General features: G+C 57.1%; 22 protein-coding genes. 4 read left to right on the top strand and 18 right to left on the bottom strand.

Annotated elements, in window-relative coordinates:
* Nucleotides 1-428 precede the first annotated feature (428 nt).
* The 6 genes from ypfH to dapA all read right to left on the bottom strand — a co-directional run bounded on the left by ypfH (nucleotide 429) and on the right by dapA (nucleotide 6,963).
* Entirely contained in the window at nucleotides 429-1,109 is a 681-nt protein-coding gene (ypfH, locus tag OK412_RS00715) for an esterase (RefSeq protein WP_264352576.1), read from the bottom strand.
* 73 nt (nucleotides 1,110-1,182) lie between these two features.
* Entirely contained in the window at nucleotides 1,183-3,183 is a 2,001-nt protein-coding gene (locus OK412_RS00710) for a tRNA(Met) cytidine acetyltransferase TmcA (RefSeq protein ID WP_159227061.1), read from the bottom strand.
* Nucleotides 3,183-4,049: a neutral zinc metallopeptidase gene (locus OK412_RS00705; RefSeq protein ID WP_264352575.1), complete on the bottom strand. Its 867-nt coding sequence runs from the start codon at nucleotides 4,047-4,049 to the stop codon at nucleotides 3,183-3,185. Before OK412_RS00705 ends, OK412_RS00710 begins: the two co-directional genes overlap by 1 nt.
* A 130-nt stretch (nucleotides 4,050-4,179) precedes the next feature.
* Nucleotides 4,180-4,893, bottom strand: a complete 714-nt coding sequence (purC, locus tag OK412_RS00700) for a phosphoribosylaminoimidazolesuccinocarboxamide synthase (RefSeq protein WP_010260002.1) — start codon at nucleotides 4,891-4,893, stop codon at nucleotides 4,180-4,182.
* 145 nt (nucleotides 4,894-5,038) lie between these two features.
* Entirely contained in the window at nucleotides 5,039-6,070 is a 1,032-nt protein-coding gene (bamC, locus tag OK412_RS00695) for an outer membrane protein assembly factor BamC (protein WP_010260005.1), read from the bottom strand.
* Nucleotides 6,071-6,084: 14 nt separating this feature from the next.
* Nucleotides 6,085-6,963 carry a 4-hydroxy-tetrahydrodipicolinate synthase gene (dapA, locus tag OK412_RS00690; protein WP_010260008.1) on the bottom strand — a complete coding sequence of 293 codons (879 nt, stop codon included), beginning with the start codon at nucleotides 6,961-6,963 and terminating at the stop codon, nucleotides 6,085-6,087.
* A 143-nt stretch (nucleotides 6,964-7,106) separates the two neighbouring features.
* Between dapA and OK412_RS00685 the strand changes: the two genes are divergently transcribed.
* On the top strand, nucleotides 7,107-7,688 hold the full coding sequence (locus tag OK412_RS00685) for a glycine cleavage system transcriptional repressor (protein ID WP_010260011.1): 582 nt from the start codon (nucleotides 7,107-7,109) through the stop codon (nucleotides 7,686-7,688).
* 157 nt (nucleotides 7,689-7,845) lie between these two features.
* The gene (bcp, locus tag OK412_RS00680; RefSeq protein WP_010260016.1) at nucleotides 7,846-8,313 is read left to right on the top strand and encodes a thioredoxin-dependent thiol peroxidase; all 468 of its coding nucleotides are present in this window, start codon (nucleotides 7,846-7,848) and stop codon (nucleotides 8,311-8,313) included.
* Between the two features lie 99 nt (nucleotides 8,314-8,412).
* Here the strand turns inward: bcp and OK412_RS00675 are convergent, their stop codons facing one another.
* The 9 genes from OK412_RS00675 to OK412_RS00635 form a co-directional block, all read right to left on the bottom strand.
* Entirely contained in the window at nucleotides 8,413-9,978 is a 1,566-nt protein-coding gene (locus OK412_RS00675) for a sensor domain-containing diguanylate cyclase (protein WP_010260020.1), read from the bottom strand.
* A 161-nt stretch (nucleotides 9,979-10,139) separates the two neighbouring features.
* Nucleotides 10,140-10,970, bottom strand: coding sequence for a phosphodiesterase (locus OK412_RS00670; RefSeq protein WP_060680718.1), 831 nt, complete (start codon nucleotides 10,968-10,970; stop codon nucleotides 10,140-10,142).
* 10 nt (nucleotides 10,971-10,980) lie between these two features.
* Nucleotides 10,981-11,964: an ABC transporter ATP-binding protein gene (locus OK412_RS00665; protein ID WP_062758785.1), complete on the bottom strand. Its 984-nt coding sequence runs from the start codon at nucleotides 11,962-11,964 to the stop codon at nucleotides 10,981-10,983.
* Nucleotides 11,961-12,776, bottom strand: a complete 816-nt coding sequence (locus tag OK412_RS00660) for an ABC transporter permease (RefSeq protein ID WP_062758789.1) — start codon at nucleotides 12,774-12,776, stop codon at nucleotides 11,961-11,963. Before OK412_RS00660 ends, OK412_RS00665 begins: the two co-directional genes overlap by 4 nt.
* Nucleotides 12,773-13,648 carry an ABC transporter permease gene (locus OK412_RS00655; RefSeq protein WP_050482729.1) on the bottom strand — a complete coding sequence of 292 codons (876 nt, stop codon included), beginning with the start codon at nucleotides 13,646-13,648 and terminating at the stop codon, nucleotides 12,773-12,775. Before OK412_RS00655 ends, OK412_RS00660 begins: the two co-directional genes overlap by 4 nt.
* The gene (locus tag OK412_RS00650) at nucleotides 13,648-14,670 is read right to left on the bottom strand and encodes an ABC transporter substrate-binding protein (protein WP_045139762.1); all 1,023 of its coding nucleotides are present in this window, start codon (nucleotides 14,668-14,670) and stop codon (nucleotides 13,648-13,650) included. The genes OK412_RS00655 and OK412_RS00650 overlap by 1 nt, the downstream gene beginning before the upstream one ends.
* Nucleotides 14,654-15,679, bottom strand: coding sequence for a substrate-binding domain-containing protein (locus OK412_RS00645; protein ID WP_022624142.1), 1,026 nt, complete (start codon nucleotides 15,677-15,679; stop codon nucleotides 14,654-14,656). Before OK412_RS00645 ends, OK412_RS00650 begins: the two co-directional genes overlap by 17 nt.
* 124 nt (nucleotides 15,680-15,803) lie before the next feature.
* Nucleotides 15,804-16,412, bottom strand: coding sequence for a DsrE family protein (locus OK412_RS00640; RefSeq protein ID WP_264352574.1), 609 nt, complete (start codon nucleotides 16,410-16,412; stop codon nucleotides 15,804-15,806).
* Between the two features lie 31 nt (nucleotides 16,413-16,443).
* The gene (locus OK412_RS00635; RefSeq protein WP_010671340.1) at nucleotides 16,444-17,049 is read right to left on the bottom strand and encodes a DsrE family protein; all 606 of its coding nucleotides are present in this window, start codon (nucleotides 17,047-17,049) and stop codon (nucleotides 16,444-16,446) included.
* A gap of 754 nt (nucleotides 17,050-17,803) precedes the next feature.
* Between OK412_RS00635 and OK412_RS00630 the strand changes: the two genes are divergently transcribed.
* The gene (locus OK412_RS00630) at nucleotides 17,804-19,267 is read left to right on the top strand and encodes a tetratricopeptide repeat protein (protein WP_010260049.1); all 1,464 of its coding nucleotides are present in this window, start codon (nucleotides 17,804-17,806) and stop codon (nucleotides 19,265-19,267) included.
* A 32-nt stretch (nucleotides 19,268-19,299) separates the two neighbouring features.
* Nucleotides 19,300-19,641: an arsenate reductase (glutaredoxin) gene (arsC, locus tag OK412_RS00625; RefSeq protein ID WP_122457929.1), complete on the top strand. Its 342-nt coding sequence runs from the start codon at nucleotides 19,300-19,302 to the stop codon at nucleotides 19,639-19,641.
* Here arsC and hda read toward each other — a convergent pair.
* The 3 genes from hda to upp form a co-directional block, all read right to left on the bottom strand.
* On the bottom strand, nucleotides 19,638-20,339 hold the full coding sequence (gene hda, locus OK412_RS00620; protein ID WP_195719715.1) for a DnaA inactivator Hda: 702 nt from the start codon (nucleotides 20,337-20,339) through the stop codon (nucleotides 19,638-19,640). The two genes, arsC and hda, sit on opposite strands and share 4 nt — an antisense overlap.
* A 107-nt stretch (nucleotides 20,340-20,446) precedes the next feature.
* Entirely contained in the window at nucleotides 20,447-21,730 is a 1,284-nt protein-coding gene (uraA, locus tag OK412_RS00615; RefSeq protein WP_010671338.1) for a uracil permease, read from the bottom strand.
* 147 nt (nucleotides 21,731-21,877) lie between these two features.
* The gene (gene upp, locus OK412_RS00610; RefSeq protein WP_009088774.1) at nucleotides 21,878-22,504 is read right to left on the bottom strand and encodes a uracil phosphoribosyltransferase; all 627 of its coding nucleotides are present in this window, start codon (nucleotides 22,502-22,504) and stop codon (nucleotides 21,878-21,880) included.
* Between the last annotated feature and the right edge of the window lie 92 nt (nucleotides 22,505-22,596).

The raw sequence follows: 22,596 nt of genomic DNA, 5'->3' as shown, positions 1-22,596 counted from the left end.
CCTGCGGGCTCTCCTGGCAGACTCATTCTGTTCAGCGCTGCGGATTGCCTGCCCCTGCCCGGCCCCTGCCTGCTCTGAAGCTTCTGGTGCGTATTGTTAAAAAGGGCACGAGAGTGAAGGCCTGAGCGCCTCTGCTGCTGAAAGGGCTATCCGCAGCGCTGAGGCGTGACGGCGGGCCAGAAGTCCACGCCGGGAAGCGTGGACAGTTCGGGGCCGGCCAGGGAGGGCCGATCCCCGAACGGTTCGTCGGCACGACGTCAAAGCCGAAGGTACCGCCTGAGCGGCGCGAGGACGGCCCGGCAGCAGCAGAGGTGCTCAGGCTCGCACTGCGGCTCCCTCGCCCATAAAAAAAGCTGCCACGTCTGACCGTGACAGCCTTTACAAATCTAATCTTAACTGACCAGCATTACCTGCTATTCAGGGGCTTTTTACATCATTACGATAACATCATCGTCACCCGGTTTTGCGCCGCTTAACGCCTCATCAAAGTAGCGTTTTGGCACCGTATAACGCAGATGATTCAGCGCCATCTCCATGCTGCGGTGATCGATGGCGTGCGCCAGATCGTCAACGATATCCAGGGTAACATCGCCACCGCAGGCGGTCAGCCGATGCTCCGCCTGCTGCGCATGGTGCAGCGGGACCTGCTCATCATAATCACCGTGGATCAGGTGAATGGTGGTGCGGGTGCTGGCCTTCTCCGGCAGGGTAATAAACCGGCCATTAAACACCACCGCGCGGCCCGCCAGATCCGGATGCGCCTTAACCCCTTCCAGCACCATACTGCCGCCCTGCGAAAAGCCGATTAAGGCTGTCGCTTCCGGCCGCACGCTGCTCTTTTTTTGCCAGTGACGCACAGACCCAACAAACTGCGGCATGGCCGCATCAACCCGCTGCTGGACGGTCTGATCGTGCAGGTCGGTTTCGCCGAACCACTGACGACTCGCACCAGGCGAGCCGACGGACACCACCAGCGCGTCGGGAAACGTTCGGGCAAACCAGTTGCCAATCTCGCCCATTGAATCCGGGTTATCGCCAACGCCATGGTAGAGCAGAAACAGCTGTGCTGTGGTGGCAGGCTGTTGAACGATTACATATTTCAGTGTCATGTTGACCTCCTGTGTTCACTCTACGCCGCCTGGCATAAAATCATATGAGGATAATTTGAACCAGCTGGTCGAATTATTTCAACGGCAGGTGCAGCAAGGCTGCATCAACGCCCAGTGTCTGGAGGGCCGCTGCCGCCTGCTGACGCAGCGCTGCGACTAGCGCTTTGCGCCCGCTCACTCCAGCCTGCTGGGCCAGTTCGCCCAGGGCTGTGGGTGTGGCAACCGCCGCAGCCAGCAGCGGTAAAGAGGCTGAACTGGCCTGCACCAGACGCTGCAACACCGGCAGGCTCGCTTCCAGTGGCCGCTGCGCCCAGGCAAAACCCGCCGCCAGACGAATATCCTGCGCGGTCAATCCGTCGTCAGTAACCTGATCAAACTGCAGTTCCAGTGCGATATGCTGGCGCAACAGCGGCCAGTCTCGCGCCAGCTGTTCTGCCGCGCGGTGCTGCAATGCCTCACCCGCAGCAGAACAGGGCAACATGGCCATCGCCGCGTAGCAGCCGCTGCTGGCTTCGCGTTGACTGCCAATCCGCACCAGGCTAAAGCCACAGGCGCGCCAGAACGCCCAGAGAGATTCAGTGTAGCCGAAGCTGACGGAGAGGTAGTCATATCCGACGGCCGCACTGGCCGCTGCCGCAACCAGCTGCTGTCCGGTTCCCAGACGACGCCGCTCCGCCGCCACGGCAATACGGCTGATGCGCAGCGAGCGCAATGTCGCCGCCTCAGCCAGACCAGCGTGGGCTGCCAGCGACTGCGCCACCAGATTCCCGCGGGGTCGCCGGGTGCCCGCCCAGACCGCCTGTGCCAGTGCAGGTTCAAGACCGCCCTCTTCCACCAGCCAGAGCGCGCCCTGTAACGCCGACGCGTCGCCGGCCCGCCACAGCTGCATGCCCGGGGCATCCAGCAGGCGGCGCAGATCAAGTGGTGAGGTACGATAGTGTGCACTGGTCAGCAGACGATACGCGGCCTCCAGCGCGCTGAAATCGTGGCGCTCAACACGATGAGGCGTTACAGGAGAATCGGGTGCGGTTGCGGCGGTATCTTCAAACAGCAGCGCCCGGTTCAGCCACTGCTCCAGCGGATCGAAACGCGACCAGCGCAGCGGCTCATCGAGCGTAAAATAGTGTGCATCAGGAAGCCCGGCGCAGAATTTAAGGATAAACCCGCGCCCGCTTCCTTCGTAGCCCTGTACGGTGGTGGTGAGCAATACGCGGGGATATCGACTGACCAGCGCCTGCAGCAGCGGTGCCGGGATCGCCGCCGCTTCATCCACAATCAGCCATTCCGCCTGCGGCGGCGTCTCCAGCGCCAGCAGCGCATCGGGTGCCATAAAGTGAAAAGCGTCAGCGGCGAAGATGCTCAGCACCTCCGTTGAGGCTTTGGCCGGAGCCGTCACCAGACAATGTCCGTTCAATCGTGCCAGTATACCCGCCAGCGCCGATTTACCGCGTCCGCGGGGCGCGGTCAGCACGGCAACCCCCGATGGCAGCCTCATCAGCTGATCGAGTATCGCCTGCTGCTGCTGCGGTGCCTGACAGTGCCACTGCGGCCAGTCCGGCTGCGCCGGAAACCGGCATGGCTGATGCTGCCGCTCCAGCAGCACCTGGTCATCCGCTAATATCAGCTGTTGCAGGTGGTGAACAAAATAAGGGGTGGCGATGGGTTCAGCGACATCGGCCCAGCGCAGGCTGTCGCTGTCAGGCTGCTGCGCCCACTGTTCCCAGGGCGGCACCAGCAGTAACAGCCAGCTACCGGCGGTGAGCGTGCCAGCCAGCGCAGCGAAAGCGTCGGCATGAAAGCCCTGACGGGCGTCAAACAGAGCATGACGAAATTCACGGCCAAGCAGCGTGCGCACCGCAGCAGGCTGTTTGTGCAGGACCGGCGTTTTATACTGACCCGGCCCTTTATCCGAAGCAGAGAACAGCGGTTCCGGGCTCAACGCCAGCCAGTCGCCGGTCAGCGTTTCACGCCACGCCGCAGCCCGTAGTAAACACCAGGCCGGGTCGCCGCTGATCACCGCCAGACGACGCACACCGGCCTGCTGCATAAGCTGCGTAAGAGGCTGCAGACTCATTAGTTGCTGACGAAGGTGTTGCACTGTCCTGGATTGCCACCATCAAACCCGCGCTTGAACCAGGTATAGCGCTGCTCAGACGTGCCGTGGGTGAAGCTGTCCGGCACTACGCGGCCCTGACCTTTCTGCTGCAGGCGGTCATCGCCAATTGCCTCGGCGGCATTCAGCGCTTCCTGCAGATCGCCCGCTTCAAGGATATTTTCCTGCTGCATATAGTGTCCCCAGACACCGGCAAAACAGTCCGCCTGCAGTTCCATTTTGACGGAGAGCTGATTAACCTGCGTCTGGCTGGCACCCTGCTGCATTTCACGCACTTTCGGTTCAATACCCAGTAGTTTCTGGACATGGTGGCCAACTTCATGCGCGACGACGTAGCCCTGGGCGAAGTCACCGTCCGCGCCAAGTTTGGTTTTCATCTCGTCATAAAAAGAGAGGTCGATGTAGACGGTCTGATCGGCAGGACAGTAGAACGGCCCCATGACTGACTGTCCGGTACCACAGCCGGTGCGGGTTGCGCCGCGATACATCACCAGCTTCGGTGCCACATACTGTTTGTTCATCTGCTGGAACAGTTTGCCCCAGGTGTCTTCCGTGGTGGCCAGGATCACCTTCGTGAATTTCGCAGCCTCATCATCATTGGCGCTGACGCTGCGCTGTTGCTGCTGGCTGGTCGGTGCAACTTCGCCGCCTGTCAGCAGTGCGGTCAGGTCGTAACCGTAATAACCCGCGATGGCCACGACAATCAGCAGCACAATACCGCCTTTACCGCGCGGCAGACGAATCTGGCGGCCTCCGCCGCCTAAACCGGACGATTGATCGCGACGGTCTTCTACATTGTCGCTTTCGCGACGCCCTTGCCAGCGCATGCTGTATTCCCTCAGTCATTTTTTCAGATGGCATGATTTTAGTTGTGTGAGGCAGCAATCACCAGCTTTACCCTGAAATGAAAAAAGGAGAGCCGGGGCTCTCCTTTTTCTTTCTGCGCGGCAGGCAAACTCAGTCGAGCTTCACGCCCAGCCGCTGTGCAACCGCTTCATAGGCTTCCACCACGCCGCCGAGGCTCTGGCGGAAACGGTCTTTATCCATTTTATCCAGCGTCTCTTTGTCCCACAGGCGCGCACCGTCTGGCGAAAACTCATCGCCCAGCGTCACTTCGCCGTTAAACAGACCAAACTCCAGTTTGAAGTCGACCAGAATCAGGCCCGCATCGTCGAACAGTTTGCTCAGCACCTCGTTGGCTTTAAAGGTCAACTCCTGCATCCGCGCCAGGTTCTGTTTGCTGACCCAGCCAAAGGTTTCGCAGTAGGATTCATTGACCATCGGGTCATGCTTTGCATCATCTTTCAGGAAAAGATCAAACAGCGGCGGATTGAGCACAATGCCCTCTTCCACGCCCAGGCGTTTTACCAGCGAGCCTGCGGCGCGGTTACGTACCACGCACTCTACCGGCACCATCTCCAGCTTCTTCACCAGCGCTTCAGTATCTGACAGCAGCGCTTCCATCTGGGTCGGGATACCCGCTTCCTGCAATTTAGTCATGATAAAATGGTTAAACTTGTTGTTAACCATTCCCTTGCGATCAAATTGCTCGATTCGGGCGCCATCACCTGCTGACGTATCGTTGCGGAATTCGAGTATCAGCAGATCCGGGTTATCGGTGCTGTATACGGTTTTCGCTTTACCGCGATACAACTCAGCTCGCTTTTGCATCTTGTTCACTCCAGACTTGAAATAACGGGTGTTCAGCGGCCAGTGCCGCTGCGGCGATTGCCTTGACGCAATCGTTTACTTCGCCGCGCGCTATTATGCCAAAAACAAAATAAAAAGGCCGGAGAATCTCCGGCCTGGGGCAACTTTATTTGTTCAGCGCCGCCTGGAACACGGCCACCAGCGCATCGTTCTGCGACTGGGTCAGCACATGCCCTTTCGGGTCGATGAATTGCAGACTGGTGCGGTTGTCGAGATCGCCGACCTGCACTTTGTAATCACCGTTTGGTAATTCCGGATCTTTCGCACCGACTGAATCCCAGTCGCTGCTGCTCAGTGACTTGTAGGTCACCTTCATGCTGCCGGTTGAGCGGGTCGTGTCGGTCACTTCCATCCCGACGCGTTTCATTGCATCAGGCAGACGCTGCCATGCCACGTTGTATGGCGTACGCAGGATCAGCAGTGGCAGGCCGGTATCATCTGCACCGCTCTGCACATCAATGGCCCCATTCACCCGACCAGAGGCCGCGTTTTCACTCGCCGTATCAATCTTGTCCATACCGGTGCTGATGTCATTCAGCATCTGCGCGGTGTAACGCTGGATCTGCACAGGTGAGGTAATGGTTTTACCATCCTGCTGCAGCTCCAGCAGACGAACGGTTAACTGCTGCTGATAGCTCTGCGACTGCACGCTGATCTGGTAGCGGCCACGATACTGCTGATCTTCATCAGCACGGTTCCACTGCACCCAGTCCGTCGTCAGCTGCTGGCCTGCGTCATTACGGGAAGCAATCGGGAATTTGTATGACTGCACCACGTTGACGACCTGCGACCAGACTGAACCGCGGCTGTTATCAATCATCAGCGCGCCGGTATTGTTGCTGAACTGTGCGCGGGTGCCGTTCATCAGCGCCAGCGGCTGGGCTGGCGGACGGATGTCGAGCTGCTTGCCGGTGGGTGCCTGACTGGTCGTGCGCGGCACGTCGAAATCACCACGCTGCACCGGCAGGATCATTCCGGCAGGCGCTTTCAGTTCATTTAACTGACTGGCTTCAAGATAAGATTCGTCACCGCTGACCTGGCGCTTATAACGCTGATCGCTTGAACAGGCCGACAACAGCATCAGGGTAGAAAGCCCCACCACTGTGGCTACTGTTGACCGCTTTACTGAGTAATTCATTCAAACTCCCTAAATTATCGCAAACCCGCTTTCACCAGCGCCTGCTCCACTTTCGGCTGGCCGGCTGCAGTCAGTGGCGTCATTGGCAGACGCAGCGTGTCGTTAGCGATTAATCCTAGCTGTTTCGCAGCCCATTTCACCGGGATAGGATTGGGTTCACAGAAAAGCGTCTGGTGCAGATGCATCAGACGCTGATTCAGGCGGCGTGCCTCGACGAAATTGCCCTGCTGTGCGAGTTGACACAGTTCGACCATTTCGCGCGCAGCCACGTTGGCCGTCACCGAAATGACGCCTTTGCCGCCCAGTTGCATAAAGTCCAGCGCAGTCGCGTCATCGCCACTCACCAGAATGAAATCTTCATTAACCAGCTCTTGGATCTGACTAACCCGCGATAAGTTCCCGGTTGCCTCTTTGATTCCGATAATATTTTTGATTTCGGCCAGGCGGGCAACGGTTTCCGGCAGCATGTCACAACCGGTACGCGAAGGAACGTTATACAGCATCTGTGGCAGGCTGGTGCTATTCGCAATCGCTTTAAAGTGCTGGAACAGCCCTTCCTGCGTCGGACGGTTGTAATACGGAGTCACGGTCAGGCAACCCACAACGCCGGAATTTTCAAAACGCTTAGTCAGAGAGATGCCTTCAGCGGTGGCGTTTGCCCCGGTTCCGGCAATCACCGGAATACGGCCATCGGCCAGTTCCAGGGTCAGCATCACCACATCACCATGTTCTTCATGGCTCAGGGTAGCAGATTCGCCTGTGGTGCCGACGGAAACGATCGCCGCGGTGCCGCTGGCGACGTGATAATCAATCAGTTTTTTCAGACTCGACCGGCAGACATTACCGCTGTCATCCATTGGCGTAACGAGTGCAACAATACTTCCCGTAAACATTGGCGATCCCCTCGACAAACAAGTGCTTCATGGTACGTTTTACACTTAGGGAAAAGCAAGCCAGCCACGCCATTCCCGCGCTTGTCAGCAGTTTTTTTTATGTTTACCTTATGGTTATTAGCGAAAGCAGAGGAAAAGCCATTTTGCCGCAATCTCAGCCCCATCATCTGGTGATCACCGCGCTCGGTGTTGACCGTCCGGGTATCGTCAACACCATTACCCGACACGTCAGCAGCTGCGGTTGCAATATTGAAGATAGCCGTCTTGCCATGCTTGGGGATGAGTTCACCTTTATCATGCTGCTGTCGGGCAGCTGGAACGCGATCACACTGATTGAATCGACCCTGCCACTGAAAGGGGCAGAGCTGGAACTGCTGATCGTCATGAAGCGCACCAATGCCCGGCTCCGTCCGCCGATGCCCGACACCGCGTTCATTCAGGTTGAGGTGGCTGATTCGCCGCATATTATTGAACGCTTTACCGATCTTATCGATAAGCATCAGATGAATGTGGCCGAACTGGTGTCGCGCATTACGCCAGCGCAACACAATTTGCCCCCTACGCTCTATATTCAAATGACCGCTCACAGTCCGACGCGAACCAGTGGCACCCCGTTTGAGCAGGCGTTTAATACCCTGTGTCAGGAGCTGAATGCTCAGGGAACGCTGCGCCTTTACAGTGTATCAGATGCCGACAGCAGCGAATCTGTCAGCGCGGTACGCTAAGCTTTGGTCAATTAACCGGAGTTATTTCTCCACATTACTGCCACTGAAAGGTGACCGGCTATGTGGTGAAATACCCCCTGATGGTAATTTTCCCTCTGGCCGTTTCTGACCGGATGGTGTATTACCCACAGCCTGAATAAGAAAATGGAGAGATGTAATGAATCCACTGAAAGCCGGAGATACTGCACCCGCATTTAGCCTGCCCGATCAGGACGGCGAACACGTGAATCTGACCGACTTCCAGGGACAGCGCGTTCTGGTGTACTTTTACCCGAAAGCGATGACACCAGGCTGCACCGTGCAGGCGTGCGGTCTGCGTGACAACATGGATGAGTTGAAAAAAGCGGGCGTGGAAGTGCTGGGCATCAGCACCGACAAACCGGAAAAACTGTCAAAGTTTGTCGAAAAAGAGCTGCTGAACTTTACCCTGCTCTCCGATGAAAACCATGAAGTCTGCCAGGCGTTTGGCGTCTGGGGTGAAAAAACGTTTATGGGGAAAACCTATGACGGCATTCATCGCATCAGCTTCCTGATAGATGCTGAGGGCAGGATCGAAAAAGTGTTTGATAACTTCAAGACCTCGAATCACCACGACATGGTGCTGGATTACGTCAAGTCAGCCTGATGTTGAGGGGCGCGGTAGCCTTAACGCCGCGCCCTGCTTAACTTCCCCTTCCCCACCCATTTTTATCCTGCCGTTGCGAAACACTGTGAGTTAACGCGATTACGCGGCGGCCACGATAACGCAGTTGCGCCCGGCATTTTTCGCCTCATAGAGTGCCGCATCCGCCTGTTTTAAACTGCCTTCCAGCCCGACATCCTGCGAACCATTCCAGGCCGCGACGCCGATAGACAAGGTAATGCGTCCCACGTCGGTGAGCCAGGCTTCTGCAATACCCAGTCGCACGCGCTCGGCGATAATCTGCGCCTCATCCAGCGCCGTTCCCGGCAGCAGCATCAGAAACTCCTCTCCGCCGTTGCGGCACACCACATCAGACTGACGGGCGCTGGCACGCAGCGTGCTAGCGACCTGCTGAATCACCCGGTCACCCACATCGTGGCCCCAGCTATCGTTGACGTTTTTAAAGTGATCGATATCCAGCGCCAGCACCGAGAAAGGCTGGCGTAGCGTGCGGTAGTACTCCAGTACCGCATTAAGACCACGGCGATTCAGCAACTGAGTCAGGGGGTCGGTCTGGGCTTCCGAACTCAGACGACCGATTTTGTCCTGCACCAGTCCGATGCCGGTGAGCAGCGCGCGCTTGACCTGCGCCGCCTCAAAATACCAGGCACTGATGCCGCCAATCTCTTTTGATACGCCCTGCGCATCCATCCGGCTGGCTTTGCGGGCCAGCTGGAACAGTGGTCGGGCAATCAGCCGTGCCAGCCCTAACGCAACCAGCAGGGTCAGCAGCGCGAACGGCACCGAGTTTTTCAGGACTTTCATTAACAGGCCTGAAAGCGGGTTCAGCGTGACGTTAATCGGCTTCAGCGCCACCACCGTCCAGCCGGTGGTCGGCACGACGGCATAGCCCGCCAGCTGCGTGGACTCACCTGCACCCGCAAGCATCAGCGAGCCATTGGTCTGCTCGTCACGCGGACTGACGATGGCGGGCAGAACTTTACCAATCAGCTGACGATTCTGGTGATACAACACCTCATTATTACTGTCGAGCACATAGACCGTGGTGCCATCACGGTAGAATTGTTCACCCAGTAGCGCATTCAGAATGCTTTTTTTCTTCAGATAGATCGTGCCGCCGATGTAGCCCAGATAGTCGCCATCGGGACTCCAGATTGGCCAGGAGACAAACACCAGCAGATTATTGGCTGCAGAAAGGGTCGGTTTACTGATGATCGGCTGCCGCAACGTCAGCGCTTCGCGGGAGGCGTCGCTGGTGACACGCATCCCTTTCAGCGTCAGGGATTCGGGCGAGATCGCTTTGATCGCGCCCTGCTCATCCACCACAGCAACCGAGTTGAAACTGGTAGTCTGCTCACGCAGACGATTGACTTCGCTATTCAGCAGTCCTTCATTATTAAAGTCACGGCTTAGCTGATTGGCGCTGTAGTGCAACTGTGACTGCGCCAGCTGAAAAAAGATTTCACTGGTTGAAGCCAGCTTGGCGGCATAGGCCCGGTTAGCCTCAAGCGTGGTGTCAATCAGCACCTGGCGCTGCACCCGCCACGTAGCGTAGAGCGTATTCGCGAGCGTGATAACAATGCTGACAATCACCAGCAGGGCGATCAGATTGCGCAAGTCGGCCTTGGGCCGAAAGAGCTTTAACATGGCGTCGCCGCCCCGGAGAAGAGTATCATGTCGTGAATGCCTGATTATTTTTTTAATGTGTGCCAGAAGCCCTGATAGCCGGGCTTAAGTCTACACTGTGTCGGCATTTTTGAGCAGCATTAAGACAAATATCACCCCGCTTAATACAGATTTAGCTGGCACTAATCGATTAACCCCTGACTATCGTAAAATGGCCAGGGTCCCGAAAAGTGGCCAATCGCGCACTGATGCGTGACCATTCCCTGCATTGGCTGCCAGCAATGGAGCAAAAAGCCGGGCGGCTCCAGAATAAAGTGAGCGGGCCCCTCCGGGTGCAGATCCAGAGCCACCTGATGCGACACGCCGGGTGCAACACAGGCCAGGGTTCCGGCAAAGCGGGTCTGCAGGCTGCGATGCAGATGACCACAAAGCACCCGCTCAACCTGCGGATGGCGGGCAATGATCGCCTCAAGTGCCTCAGGATGGCGTAACCGTTGCCGATCCATATGCGCAATGCCACAGGCAAAAGGGGGATGATGCAGCATCACCAGCGTGGGCTGATCCGCGGCCTCACGCAGTGCCTGATCCAGCCATTGCAACTGCTGCTCATCCACCTCCCCCCACGGCTGTTGCGGTACGCTGGAGTCCAGGGCCAGCAGCCTGACGCCGCCCACACTAAGCTGCCAGTTCAGGGTTGGTCCCGCCTGCAGGTAGGTGTGATCCGGGAAGGCAGCACGCAGTGCCTCGCGATCGTCGTGATTGCCCGCCATCAGATAAAAGGGCAACTGGAGGCGCTGCAGGGCTTCGCGCAGCGTCTGATACTCTTCCGGCCTGCCAAAATCGACCAGGTCGCCGGTAATCACCACCACATCGGGGCGCGGCTGCAGCGCGTTAAGGGTATCGATAACCTGCAGTAAAGCGGCATGGGTATCGACCTGTTTATAAGAGAGACGACCAAAGGCCTTGATATGCAGATCGCTGATTTGAGCGATGACCGTGGGTTGAACAGACACAACAGACTCCTTAGCAACTAAATTCCAGCGCGGCCTGGCGGGTCAGCGACCAGCTGATGCGCTGTCCCGCCTGCCAGATTTCGCGGGCATGACGCTCGACCTGAATGGGGTTATCCAGCCCGATATCGATCAGTAAGCGCTGCGAGGCGCCAAGAAACGTACTGCCCACCACCACACCGCGCTGGGCATAGCGGGTGTCGTCGGCCAGCAACACATCTTCCGGGCGGCAAAAACGCAGGGGATGACCGTCGGGATCGTGCGCAATGCAGTTTATGGCGCCCACAAAATCCGCCACAAAGCGGGAGGCAGGGCGCTGATAAATTCCCTGCGGAGTATCGAGCTGCACCAGACGGCCCTGCTCCATCACCGCGATGCGATCGCCCAGCGCCATCGCTTCCTGCTGATCGTGGGTGACGTAAACCGCAGTGATCGCCAGCCGCTTGAGCAGCGCGCCGATCTCCAGCCGCAGTCGATCGCGCAGCCTGGCGTCAAGCGCCGCCAGCGGCTCATCGAACAACAGGACTTTAGGCCGGGCGGCCAGCGCACGTGCCAGCGCCACCCGCTGCTTCTGCCCGCCGGACAATTTATCAATCGCCCGGTGGGACAGATGTGTCAGGTCAACCAGTGCCAGCATCTCCGCGACCCGCGCATCACGCTCGGCACGTGGCACGCCCTGCACCTTCAGACCATAGGCGACGTTCTGCGCCACGTTGAGCGTCGGGAACAGCGCGTAGTTCTGAAACACCATGCCAACATTGCGTTTCTCAATCGGCAGCGCGGTGACGTTACGCTTGTCAAACCAGATCTCTCCCGGGGGATCGCTGCTATCCAGACCGCTGATAATACGCAGCAGCGTGGTTTTGCCACAGCCTGACGGCCCCAGCAATACCAGTGTTTCACCGGCGTGAACCCGCAGGTCGAGCGGATGCAGCGCGACCTGCTGATTAAAGCGACGCGAGCAGTGGCTCAGCGTCACGTTGACGGCCTCATTCATACGGTTTCCTCTCTCTGCTGCCGCGAAGATTGCCGTTCCAGCCAGTGATTACAGGCGTTGAGCAACAGCAGCAGCGGTAAAATCATCATAATAAAGATCAGGGTATAGGCGGACCCGACTTCCAGCCGCATCGAGGTGTAGCTGTCGGCCAGACCGACCGGCAGGGTTTTGGTCAGTGGCGTGTGCAGCATCCAGGTAATGTTGAACTCCCCCACCGACAGGGTGATCACCATAAATGCGCCCGCCAGAATGCCGTTGCGGCAGTTCGGGACGACCACGGTAAAGAAGCGGCGCCAGAAGCCCGCCCCCAGGCTGGCGGCGGCTTCTTCAAGGCGCGGCAGATCAATCGCCTGCATCACCGACAGCACCGGTCGGATCATAAAGGGCAAGGTAAAGAGCACATGGCCGATAAGGATGAAGAGCCAGCTGTCGCGCAACGCGCTGAACTGACCATAAAGCAGAATGATGCCCAGAGCGGTGGCGAGGCCCGGCAATGCGACTGGCAGCATCAGGCACTCCTCAATGCGGCTGGCCCAGCGTGACGGTGATTTCAGTAAGCCCCAGGCGGCCGGCACGCCAGCGATAACCGTCACCGCCAGACAACTCAGAGCGATCAGCAGCGACAGCCAGAAGGTGTCGGCATACATCTGCCACACCTGTTCCACCCACTTCAGCGTCAGGCCGCTGTGCAGGCCAGTGAAATAGTTCTGCGTGACGCCCGCCAGCATCGAGAGCACAACCGGCACAATCATAAACAGCGCGGTGAGGCTGGTGATCACCACCTGCAGCCAGAACAGCCCCCGGCGTTTCATGCCTTCTCCTTACGGCGGGCAGCCAGTCCGTTCGCCAGCATCAGCGCCAGCCAGGCCACCGCCCCCATCACCACCGAAAGCGCCGCTGCGGTGGCAAAGTTGGCGTAATTAGTGAACTCACCATAAATGGTCAGCGGCAGCACCGCGAGCTCTGTGCCAAGGGTAAATGCGGTGCCAAAGGCGCCCATGCTGGTGGCGAAGCAGAGCGCGCCGCAGGAGAGCAGCGCCGGTTTCAGCCCAGGAATGATGACGTCAATGATGATGCGCCACTGGCTGGCACCCAGCGATCGGGCGGCCTCTTCCAGTGAACGGTCCAGCTTTTCACTGGCCGCCACCAGCGTCACGATGGCGCGCGGCAGCGAAAAATAGAGATAGCCAATAAATAAGCCGCTGAGCGAATAAGCAAGGACCCAGCGCTCATGAAACAGGCTGAGACTGAGTTGCGCCAGAACACCCTGACGCCCCGCCAGCATGACCATCAGAAATCCCACCACCACGCCCGGAAAGGCCAGCGGAAAGGTCAGCAGCGCCAGCAGCGTGCCTCGCCCGGTAAAGCGCTGCCGTGCCAGAAAGCAGCCCACCACCGCAGCAATCAGCAGCGTCACCAGTGTGACCGCTGCCGAGAGCAGCACGGTATTCAGCAGGCTTTGCAGATATTGCGGCTGGCTGATTACCGTCCAGTAGCCGCTGTGGTGAGTCGTGCGATCCTCCGTCATACCGATCTGCAACAGACGAGCAAACGGCAACAGCCAGAAGGCAGCAAAGAACAGCAGCGCAGGCAGCAGCATCCACGGCCAGTTTGCCCCCAGCGGCCGAAGGCGGTGGCGAACTGAGTCGCCAGCAGCAAACGGATTGATCTCTGAGAGTGACATCAGCGGATCTCGTTCAGATAACGGGCGGAGAAGCTCTTCTGCGCGTCGGCCATCTGCTGATAATCCACCGTGTGAGCGCGCGCATAGTCGCTGTCAGGCAGAAAATATTTCTTCGCTTCGGGTGACATCGCCCCCGCCCGGACCGGACGCAGCCAGGCATTAGCCCAGATCGCCTGACCGGCATCTGACAGCACGAAATCGATCACTTTCTTACCGTTGGCCGGATGCGGCGCATTTTTCACCAGGCTGATGACGTAAGGCACCGTGACCGTCCCCTCGCTGGGGATCACAAATTCCACATTGGCGTGATCTTTGTAGCGGGCGCGATAGGCGTTGAAGTCGTAGTCGATCAGAATCGGGATTTCGCCTGAAATCAGCCGGGCATAGGCGGTCTGCTTAGGCACAATCGGCTGGTTGCGTTGCAGTGCTTTGAACCAGTTGATGGCCGGGGTGAAGTCATGAAGACTGCCGCCTTTCGCCTGGTTCACCGCGACGGCTGCAACGTAGCCCACAAAGGCGCTGGCCGGATCAAGATAACCTACCATGCCTTTATATTCCGGCTTCAGCAGATCATCCCAGGAACGCGGCACCGGCGCGCCACCCAGCGCATCAACATTGACCATAAAACCCATGGTACCGGAGTGCAGCGCTACCCACTTGCCAGCAGGATCTTTCATGCCTGCCGGGATCTGATCCCAGTTTGCCGGTTTGTAAGCGCTGACCACGTCTGCACTGACTGCCTGAATGCCGAAGCTGACGCCGTAATAGACCACGTCGGCGACCGGATTGCTTTTCTCGGCGACCAGCTGCGCCAGCGCCTGACCCGAATTTTTATTGTCCTGCGGCACATGAATGCCCGTCGTTTTTTCGATCGCCTGGAGCTGTGTCGCCCAGTCGGCCCACTCTGGCGGGCAGTTGTAGCAGATAGCATTTTCAGCCGCCTGCGCCCACGATGAGGCAAGCGTGCATCCGGCCAGCAGCGCAGCGCTGGCGATAGGTTTGAAGTTAACGGTGAGTGACATGATGTTCCCCTGAAAAAGAGCCATGAAATGCCGGGGCGACACTCTCCCCGAAACGTAAATGATGTGCCAGCAGATGGGTTTTACCGCCGACGGGATTCAGAAGCAGGTCAATAGCGCGCGCGCCCATTAGCGCAATCGGCTGCACCACGCTGGCCAGTGAAGGTGAAAGCTGTTCGCCCAGCTCAATGCCATCGAAGCCGACCACGGAGAGCTGATTCGGAACGCTGACGCCGGCACGCGCAGCGGCGCCCAGCAGGCTGATAGCCAGCAGATCGTTACTGCAAATCACCGCCGTCAGCGGCGAAGGTGAATTAATCAGCGGCAGCAACGGATGGAAATCGGACTGGATATGGCTGGGCATCTCAATCATCGCCTGCGGCGTCAGACCGGCCTGCTGCATGGCATCGCAGTAGCCAAGGTAGCGCAGACGGGCGCGGTCAGATTGCTGCATAGGGCCCGCAGCCATCACGATGTGGCGGTGGCCCAGTGACACCAGATGGGCGGTCGCTTCGGCAATGGCTTTGCGGTTATCTACGCACAGCGCGGGCCATTCGTGCTGTTGCGGTACGTTGTGGGTCAGCACGAAGGGCATCTTCGCCGCCGCCAGTGTCGGCAGCAGCGCACTGCTGTCGGCATCTGCCACCGTCAGTACCAGACCGGCGACACGCTGGTGCAGCATATGTTCGACAATGGCCGCTTCCCGCTCAGCCTGATAATCACTGGTTGCTACCAGCAGCCCATATCCCGCCAGACGAGCCTGCTGCTCCATCGCCTGTAATTGCATGGCAAAAACCGGATTGAGCAGTGAAGGCAACAGGACGCCAAGCGTGGTGGAGTGCTGGGTGCGGAGCTGACGGGCAATATGATTCGGGCGGAAACCGATCTGTTCCGAGGCGGCAAGCACCTTTTGCAGCGTGCCCGGTTTTAGCAGATGAGGGTCAGAAAAGGCGCGCGCAGCGGTTGCGCGGGAGACCCCTGCCAGTCTGGCTACGCTGATTAAATCGGTCATGACTGCCTCGTTTATTGTCGATGAGATCGATCTCATTGCGACAACACTAGCGGCGTTCTATGACAGGGGCATCACAGGAATTTGACGGGCAGGTGACAGCGGCAGTGACGCCGCTGTGGGGGAATTAAAGCATCAGGAAGGCGTAACCGCTGTTTTCCAGGGTCGCAACGGTGGTGCCGCTGGAGATAGTGTGAGTGACCATCGGGTCGATCCAGTTGCGCTCAAGCTGATGAAACGCCACTGACTGATCGCAGATAGTGACCTGAACGCCCGCTTTTTTCAGCTCGCTGATCAGCTTCAGGTTCGGGTTATCGACGTCGTAGGCTTTGCTGAACTGGTCATTATTCAGCGCTGATGAAACCGCGTCGCCGTTAATTGACACCACAAATTTCAGCTGGTCGAGTGGCACACCTGCCGCATAATAGAGGTTGGTGACGCGCGCTACGCGCTCCAGACCGAGATTCGGCTTACGAATATCCCCTTCACTGCGGTTGATCTGGAATACTATTTTATTACTCAGGCCCGCTGTCGTGCCGGGTTTAAATGCAGGCGTATCGACATAATGTATTTTTCCGTAGCCTTCAATCGCTGGCGTACTCCAGAAATCAGCAGGTTCGGATTTATTATCCGCCATTTTTCCGCTGACCTTATCGAATAATTCCGGCAACTGTAAAACATTGCCTCCAATAAATCCCGCTACGGCTGCCATCACCACTAAAGCTGCTGGACGCATTAACTCTTCTCCCGATCGTTTAAAACATCAATTACATTGCCAGCCACGCGTATCCCTGGTTTTGCAGGGTTGATACGGTGGTCGGACTGGAAAGCGCATGGACCACAGATTTATCAATCCAGTTATTGGGATAGTGATGGAATGCCACGGACTGATCGCAGACCGAGACTTTCACTCCCGCCTGATTCAGCTCATTAATCAGCTTCAGGTTTGGATTTTCGATGCCATAAAACTTTTTAAAATGGGCGTTATCCAGCATGGCGGGCGTCGCATCGCCGGTGACCGAAACGACAAACTTCAGCTGATCGGCCGGAATGCCGGAGGCGATATATAAATTCACCACGCGCGCCACACGCTCCAGTCCCAGATTGGGCGCGGTCATCGCGCCATCGCTTCGGGTAATCTGGAAAACAATTTTATTGCTCAGGCCCGCCACCGGTTTAAACGCGGCGTCGGGCTCATAATGAATTTTGCCGTAACCTTCAATCGCTGGTGTGCTCCAGAATCCCGGGGCTTCCTGTGGCTCGGTTGCAAAATGGCGTGTCACTTTGTCATAAATCTCGCCACTCTGTGTGACAGCCGCGCCAACGACTCCGCCAATAATGGCGATTAACGCGTATGAAACAACTGAACGCATAACACTTCTCTCCGGCAAATAATGGCTGGCAGATTCAGGACTGAATCAGGTCGGCTATCTATATCACAGCGCAGGCATAATTCTCGCCTGCGTAAATTCAGGTCAGCGCGCGGCTGATAACCGCTGAAATTATTCACCTTCCGTATTAATCGAAAAGTTTCATTATGAGGAAAAAAAGGTCTTAAACAGAATGGACCTGACTCTTTGTGCTCTTTTCCATTTCTGTGACATTAACAGCAATAAATAACAGCCAGTTGTAGCTGGAATAAGCAGGATAACGGCGGAAGCTACGATTTAATTTATCAATGGCGAAGAGGAGATTCACGGCTCAGAGAGGGCTATTTTTTCAGAGTAGACCTGGAAAAACTCATGCCATAGTCAGTTTTTTTGAGTGAATTTACATAACTTTAAAAAAATCCGATCACAGCCTAAATCTGCGCGGCAGCAGATTCTGCTTTATTCTGCCGAAGCGCATTGGGAATAAATGAATAAGGCGTTACTTAACCGCTCACAAACCCGGCGATACTCCGCCGGGTTTTGTTCGTTTAACCGCGGTTTAAGTTGGCAGGATGTTCAGTTTTTTTCGTCAAAATGGGCGATCTTGCACAAATTACGTTGGTCGTTTGCCAGAAAACGACATTTCATTCTTTTGATGCTCTGGTTAAGATAGTCACGAACCGTCGTTATCTGCGAAAAATGGAACATTCCCGCTGCGCACCTGTCCATTTTCAGGGCCTCTCTACAGGATTAAGGCATGTTGAACCGGTTAAAGAAAACGCTGATCGCCGCGCTCCTTCCGACGCTCATTTTCACTACTCTGTCACCTGCTTATGCCGATGTCAGTGATTCACTTCCCGATATTGGCACTACGGCCGGTTCGACGCTGTCGATTAATCAGGAACTGCAGATGGGCGACTTTTATGTGCGCCAGCTGCGTGCCAGTGCGCCGCTGATCAACGATCCGCTGCTTAATCAGTATATTAATCAGCTGGGTCAGCGACTGGTGTCGCATGCCGACTCAGTGAAAACCCCGTTCCACTTCTTTCTGATTCAGAACGATGAGCTCAACGCCTTTGCCTTTTTTGGTGGCAACGTGGTGCTGCACTCAGCGCTGTTCCGCTATACCGAAAATGAAAGCCAGCTGGCGTCAGTAATGGCGCATGAGATCTCACACGTTACCCAGCGCCATCTGGCGCGCGCAATGGAAGATCAGAAGCGCAATGCGCCACTGACATGGGTCGGTGCGCTGGGCTCTATTCTGCTGGCGATGGCCAATCCGCAGGCAGGCATGGCAGCACTGACCGGCACCCTGGCGGGAACTCAGCAGGGAATTATCAGTTTTACCCAGGGTAATGAGCAGGAAGCCGACCGCATCGGAATTCAGGTACTGCAGCGCGCCGGGTTTGATCCTCAGGCGATGCCGAACTTTTTACAGAAGCTGGCCGATCAGAGCCGTTTCTCCTCGAAGCCTCCTGAAATTCTGCTGACGCATCCCCTGCCCGACAGCCGTCTGGCGGATGCCCGCAACCGCGCTAACCAGATGCGGCCGGTGGTGGTGCAATCTACAGAAGATTTCTATCTGGCAAAAGTGCGTTCACTGGGCATGTACTCAACCGGGCGTAATCAGCTCACCGACGAACTGCTGAGCCAGTATGCTAGCGGCAATTCTCGTGAGCAGCTGGCGTCACAATATGGCAAAGCCATACAGTTTTTGCAGGCGAAAAGTTTTGCCGATGCGAAGCGGATTATGACGCCGTTGCTGGCGAAACAGCCGAATAACGTCTGGTTCCTGGATCTTATGTCAGACATCGATATCGGCCTGAATCAGCCACAACAGGCGATCGCCCTGCTCAGCGCCGCCACCAGTGCAAAAAACAGCCCGGTGGTGCAGCTCAACCTGGCCAATGCCTACGTTGAAGCGAAACAGTATGCCAATGCCAGCCGCATTCTGAATCGCTACACCTGGGCTAATAAAGATGATCCCAACGGCTGGGATTTGCTGGCCCAGGCGTCTGCACAGCAGGGATTGAATGATGAAGAGTTATCGGCGCGGGCAGAGAGTCTGGCGCTGAATGGCCAGCTCGATCAGGCGATCACCGCGCTTGGCAGCGCCAGCGCACAGGTGCCGCTCGGCAGCCTGAAACAGGCGCGCTACGATGCCCGTATCGATCAGCTGCGCCAGTTACAACAGCGCTTTAAGCAATATCAGAAAGGTTGAGCATTCACGCTGCGAATAGAGGAGAGCCTGAGATGGTGACGATTTACCACAACCCGCGCTGCAGCAAGAGCCGCGAGACGCTGGCACTGCTGAACGCCCGCGGGATCGAGCCGGACGTGGTGCTCTATCTGCAAGCGCCGCCCGATCGCGAGACGCTGGAAATCCTGTTACAGAAACTGGGAATGCAGAGCGCACAGCAGTTGATGCGGACTAAAGAGGCGATCTATAGCGAACTGGCACTCAGCGACAAAAGCGAAAGTGCACTGCTGGATGCGCTGGTGGAACATCCGGTGCTGATTGAAAGGCCGATAGTGATCAATGGCGACAAGGCGCGGATCGGACGTCCGCCCGAAGCGGTGCTCGACCTGTTTTAAAGGCCGAGTGTCTCTTTCACAAACGGAATGGTGAGTTTACGCTGGGCGCTGATCGAGGCACGATCAAGCCGATCCAGCGTATCAAACAGGGTGCGCATCTCACGATCCAGTCGCTTCAGCAGGAAGCGTCCCACATCTTCCGGCAGCTCAAATCCGCGTAACCCGGCGCGCAATTGCAGCGCCTGTAATTTGTCTTCGTCGGAGAGAGGCTGCAGGCGATAGATCTGCCCCCAGTCCAGCCGCGAGGCGAGATCGGGCAGTTGCAGATTAAGCTGGCGTGGTGGACGATCGCCGGTAATAAACAGGCGCGTATTACCGGTTTCCAGAATACGGTTATAGAGATCGAAGATCGCCATTTCCCATTCAGGCTCGCCTGCAATGCACTCGATGTTATCGATGCAGACCAGTGACAGCTGCTCCATCCCTTCCAGTACTTCCGGTACAAACCAGGTGCGTTTATCCAGCGGAACGTAACCGACCGCTTCGCTGCGCGCTGACATCTCGGCGCACGCGGCGTGCAGCAAATGGCTCCGCCCTCCGCCTTCGCGTGACCAGAAGTAGAGATAGCTGCCATGTTGTTGGTTGAGAGCGCCTTTCAGCGCGGCAATCAGCGACGGGTTTTCCCCCGGCCAGAAGCTGGAGAAGGTTTCATCGTCAGGTAAATAGAGTGGCAATGACAATTGTGCCGGCGTGTTCAGAAGCACCTCAGCAAGAGAACAAGCAAAAAATCGGGGGAAGTCTAACACAGTTTTCAGAAAGAGATGAATGGGGCGTCCCTGCCCCGATCCTGTCAGGCTTGCTGCGATCACGGCTCGCGCGATTCTTCAGCCTCCAGCACCACTTCTTCCGGGCGCAGCAGTGAGATCACACGGAAGATCAGCGCTAATCCAACCCCTACGATTGTCGCCAGCGCCATGCCTTTCAGCTCTGCAGCACCGATATGCACCTTCGCACCGCTGACGCCGATGATCAGGATCACCGAGGTCAGGATCAGATTTTGCGCTTTGTTGTAATCGACTTTGGATTCGATCAACACCCGGATACCGGATGCGCCGATCACGCCATACAGCAGCAGCGACACGCCGCCCATTACCGGTACCGGGATCGCCTGGATCACCGCCGCCAGTTTGCCGACACAGGAGAGCAGGATCGCCAGAATCGCCGCGCCGCCAATCACCCAGGTACTGTAGACGCGGGTAATTGCCATCACCCCGATGTTTTCGCCGTAGGTGGTGTTAGGCGTTGAACCAAAGAAGCCGGAGATGACCGTTGATAAGCCGTTGGCGAACATCGAACGATGCAGGCCAGGGTCGCGAATCAGATCTTTCTTTACGATGTTGGCGGTGACTACAAGATGACCGATATGCTCGGCAATCACCACCAGCGCCGCAGGCAGGATCGTCAGCATCGCCACCCACTCAAAGCGCGGGGTATAGAAGGTTGGCAGCGCAAACCAGGGTGCTTTGACCACGCCGCTCCAGTCAACGATGCCCATAAATGCAGAGAGCAGATAACCCGCCACCACCCCGACCAGAATCGGGATGATCGCCAGGAAACCACGAAACAGCACGGAACCGAATACCGTCACTGCCAGCGTGACCAGCGAAATCAGCACGGTTGTACTGTCGGGCGCACTGCCTTCCGCGGGCAGCAAACCCGCCATATTAGCGGCTACCCCTGCCAGCTCCAGACCGATGACGGCGACAATCGCGCCCATCGCCGCCGGGGGAAACATCACATCGAGCCAGCCGGTGCCCGCGCGTTTGACAATCAGCGCCACCAGACAGAACAGCACGCCGCACAGGATAAATCCGCCCAGCGCGACCTCATAACCCAGCGGCAGCAATAGCAGTACCGGCGAGATAAAGGCAAAACTGGAACCGAGGTAAGCGGGAATTTTGCCTTTACAGATAAAGAGGTAGATCAGCGTGCCTACGCCGTTAAATAACAGCACCGTCGCCGGGTTGATGTGGAACAGAATCGGTACCAGTACCGTGGCACCAAACATGGCGAACAGGTGTTGCAGGCTGAGTGGAATGGTTTGCAGTAACGGCGGTCGTTCACTGACGCCAATGGCGCGACGAGTCATCATTTATCCCCTTGTGTTATTTATCCCCCAGGGCGCGCGCCTCTGGCACAGCAGCAGGCACGCCGGTGAGCCTCGCAGCCACACCGAACCCGTTCGGGGATCTTTTTTTTGCCAAAAAAAAGCCGACTCTCTGGTCGGCTATGCGATTTATTTGGTTCCGAAAATCTTGTCCCCGGCATCGCCGAGCCCGGGAATGATGTAACCCTTCTCATTCAGTCCCTGATCCACTGACGCGGTGTAAAGCTCAACGTCAGGATGCGCTTTCTCCAGCGCGGCAATCCCTTCTGGTGCGGCAACCAGTACCAGCACTTTAATGCTGGTGCAGCCCGCTTTCTTCAGCAGGTCGATGGTGGCGATCATGGAACCGCCAGTCGCCAGCATAGGATCGACGACCAGCGCCAGGCGCTCTTCGATGTTAGAGACCAGCTTCTGGAAATAGGGAACCGGCTCCAGTGTCTCTTCATCACGGTAAACACCCACCACGCTGATACGGGCGCTGGGAACGTGCTCCAGCACCCCTTCCATCATGCCAAGACCGGCACGCAGAATCGGCACCACCGTGATTTTTTTGCCTTTGATCTGATCGATCTCTACCGGGCCATTCCAGCCCTCAATGGTTACGCGCTCTGTTTCCAGATCGGCGGTCGCTTCGTAGGTCAGCAGGCTGCCCACTTCAGACGCCAGCTCGCGAAAACGCTTTGTACTGATATCATGCTCACGCATCAAGCCCAGTTTATGTTTGACCAGCGGGTGTCTGACTTCCACGATCTTCATTGGTGTTCTCCCGGAATGAGTTGAGCTAAAAAAAAATCGCGGGATTATACCGCCTTTTACGCTCCGCGCCACCTGCTCTTGCGCAAAGCCGC

The organism is Pantoea sp. JV6 (genome assembly GCF_025910055.1).
In the GTDB taxonomy this organism is placed as follows: Bacteria; Pseudomonadota; Gammaproteobacteria; order Enterobacterales; family Enterobacteriaceae; genus Pantoea; species Pantoea agglomerans.
This window is presented reverse-complemented; position numbering and strand designations above follow the sequence as displayed.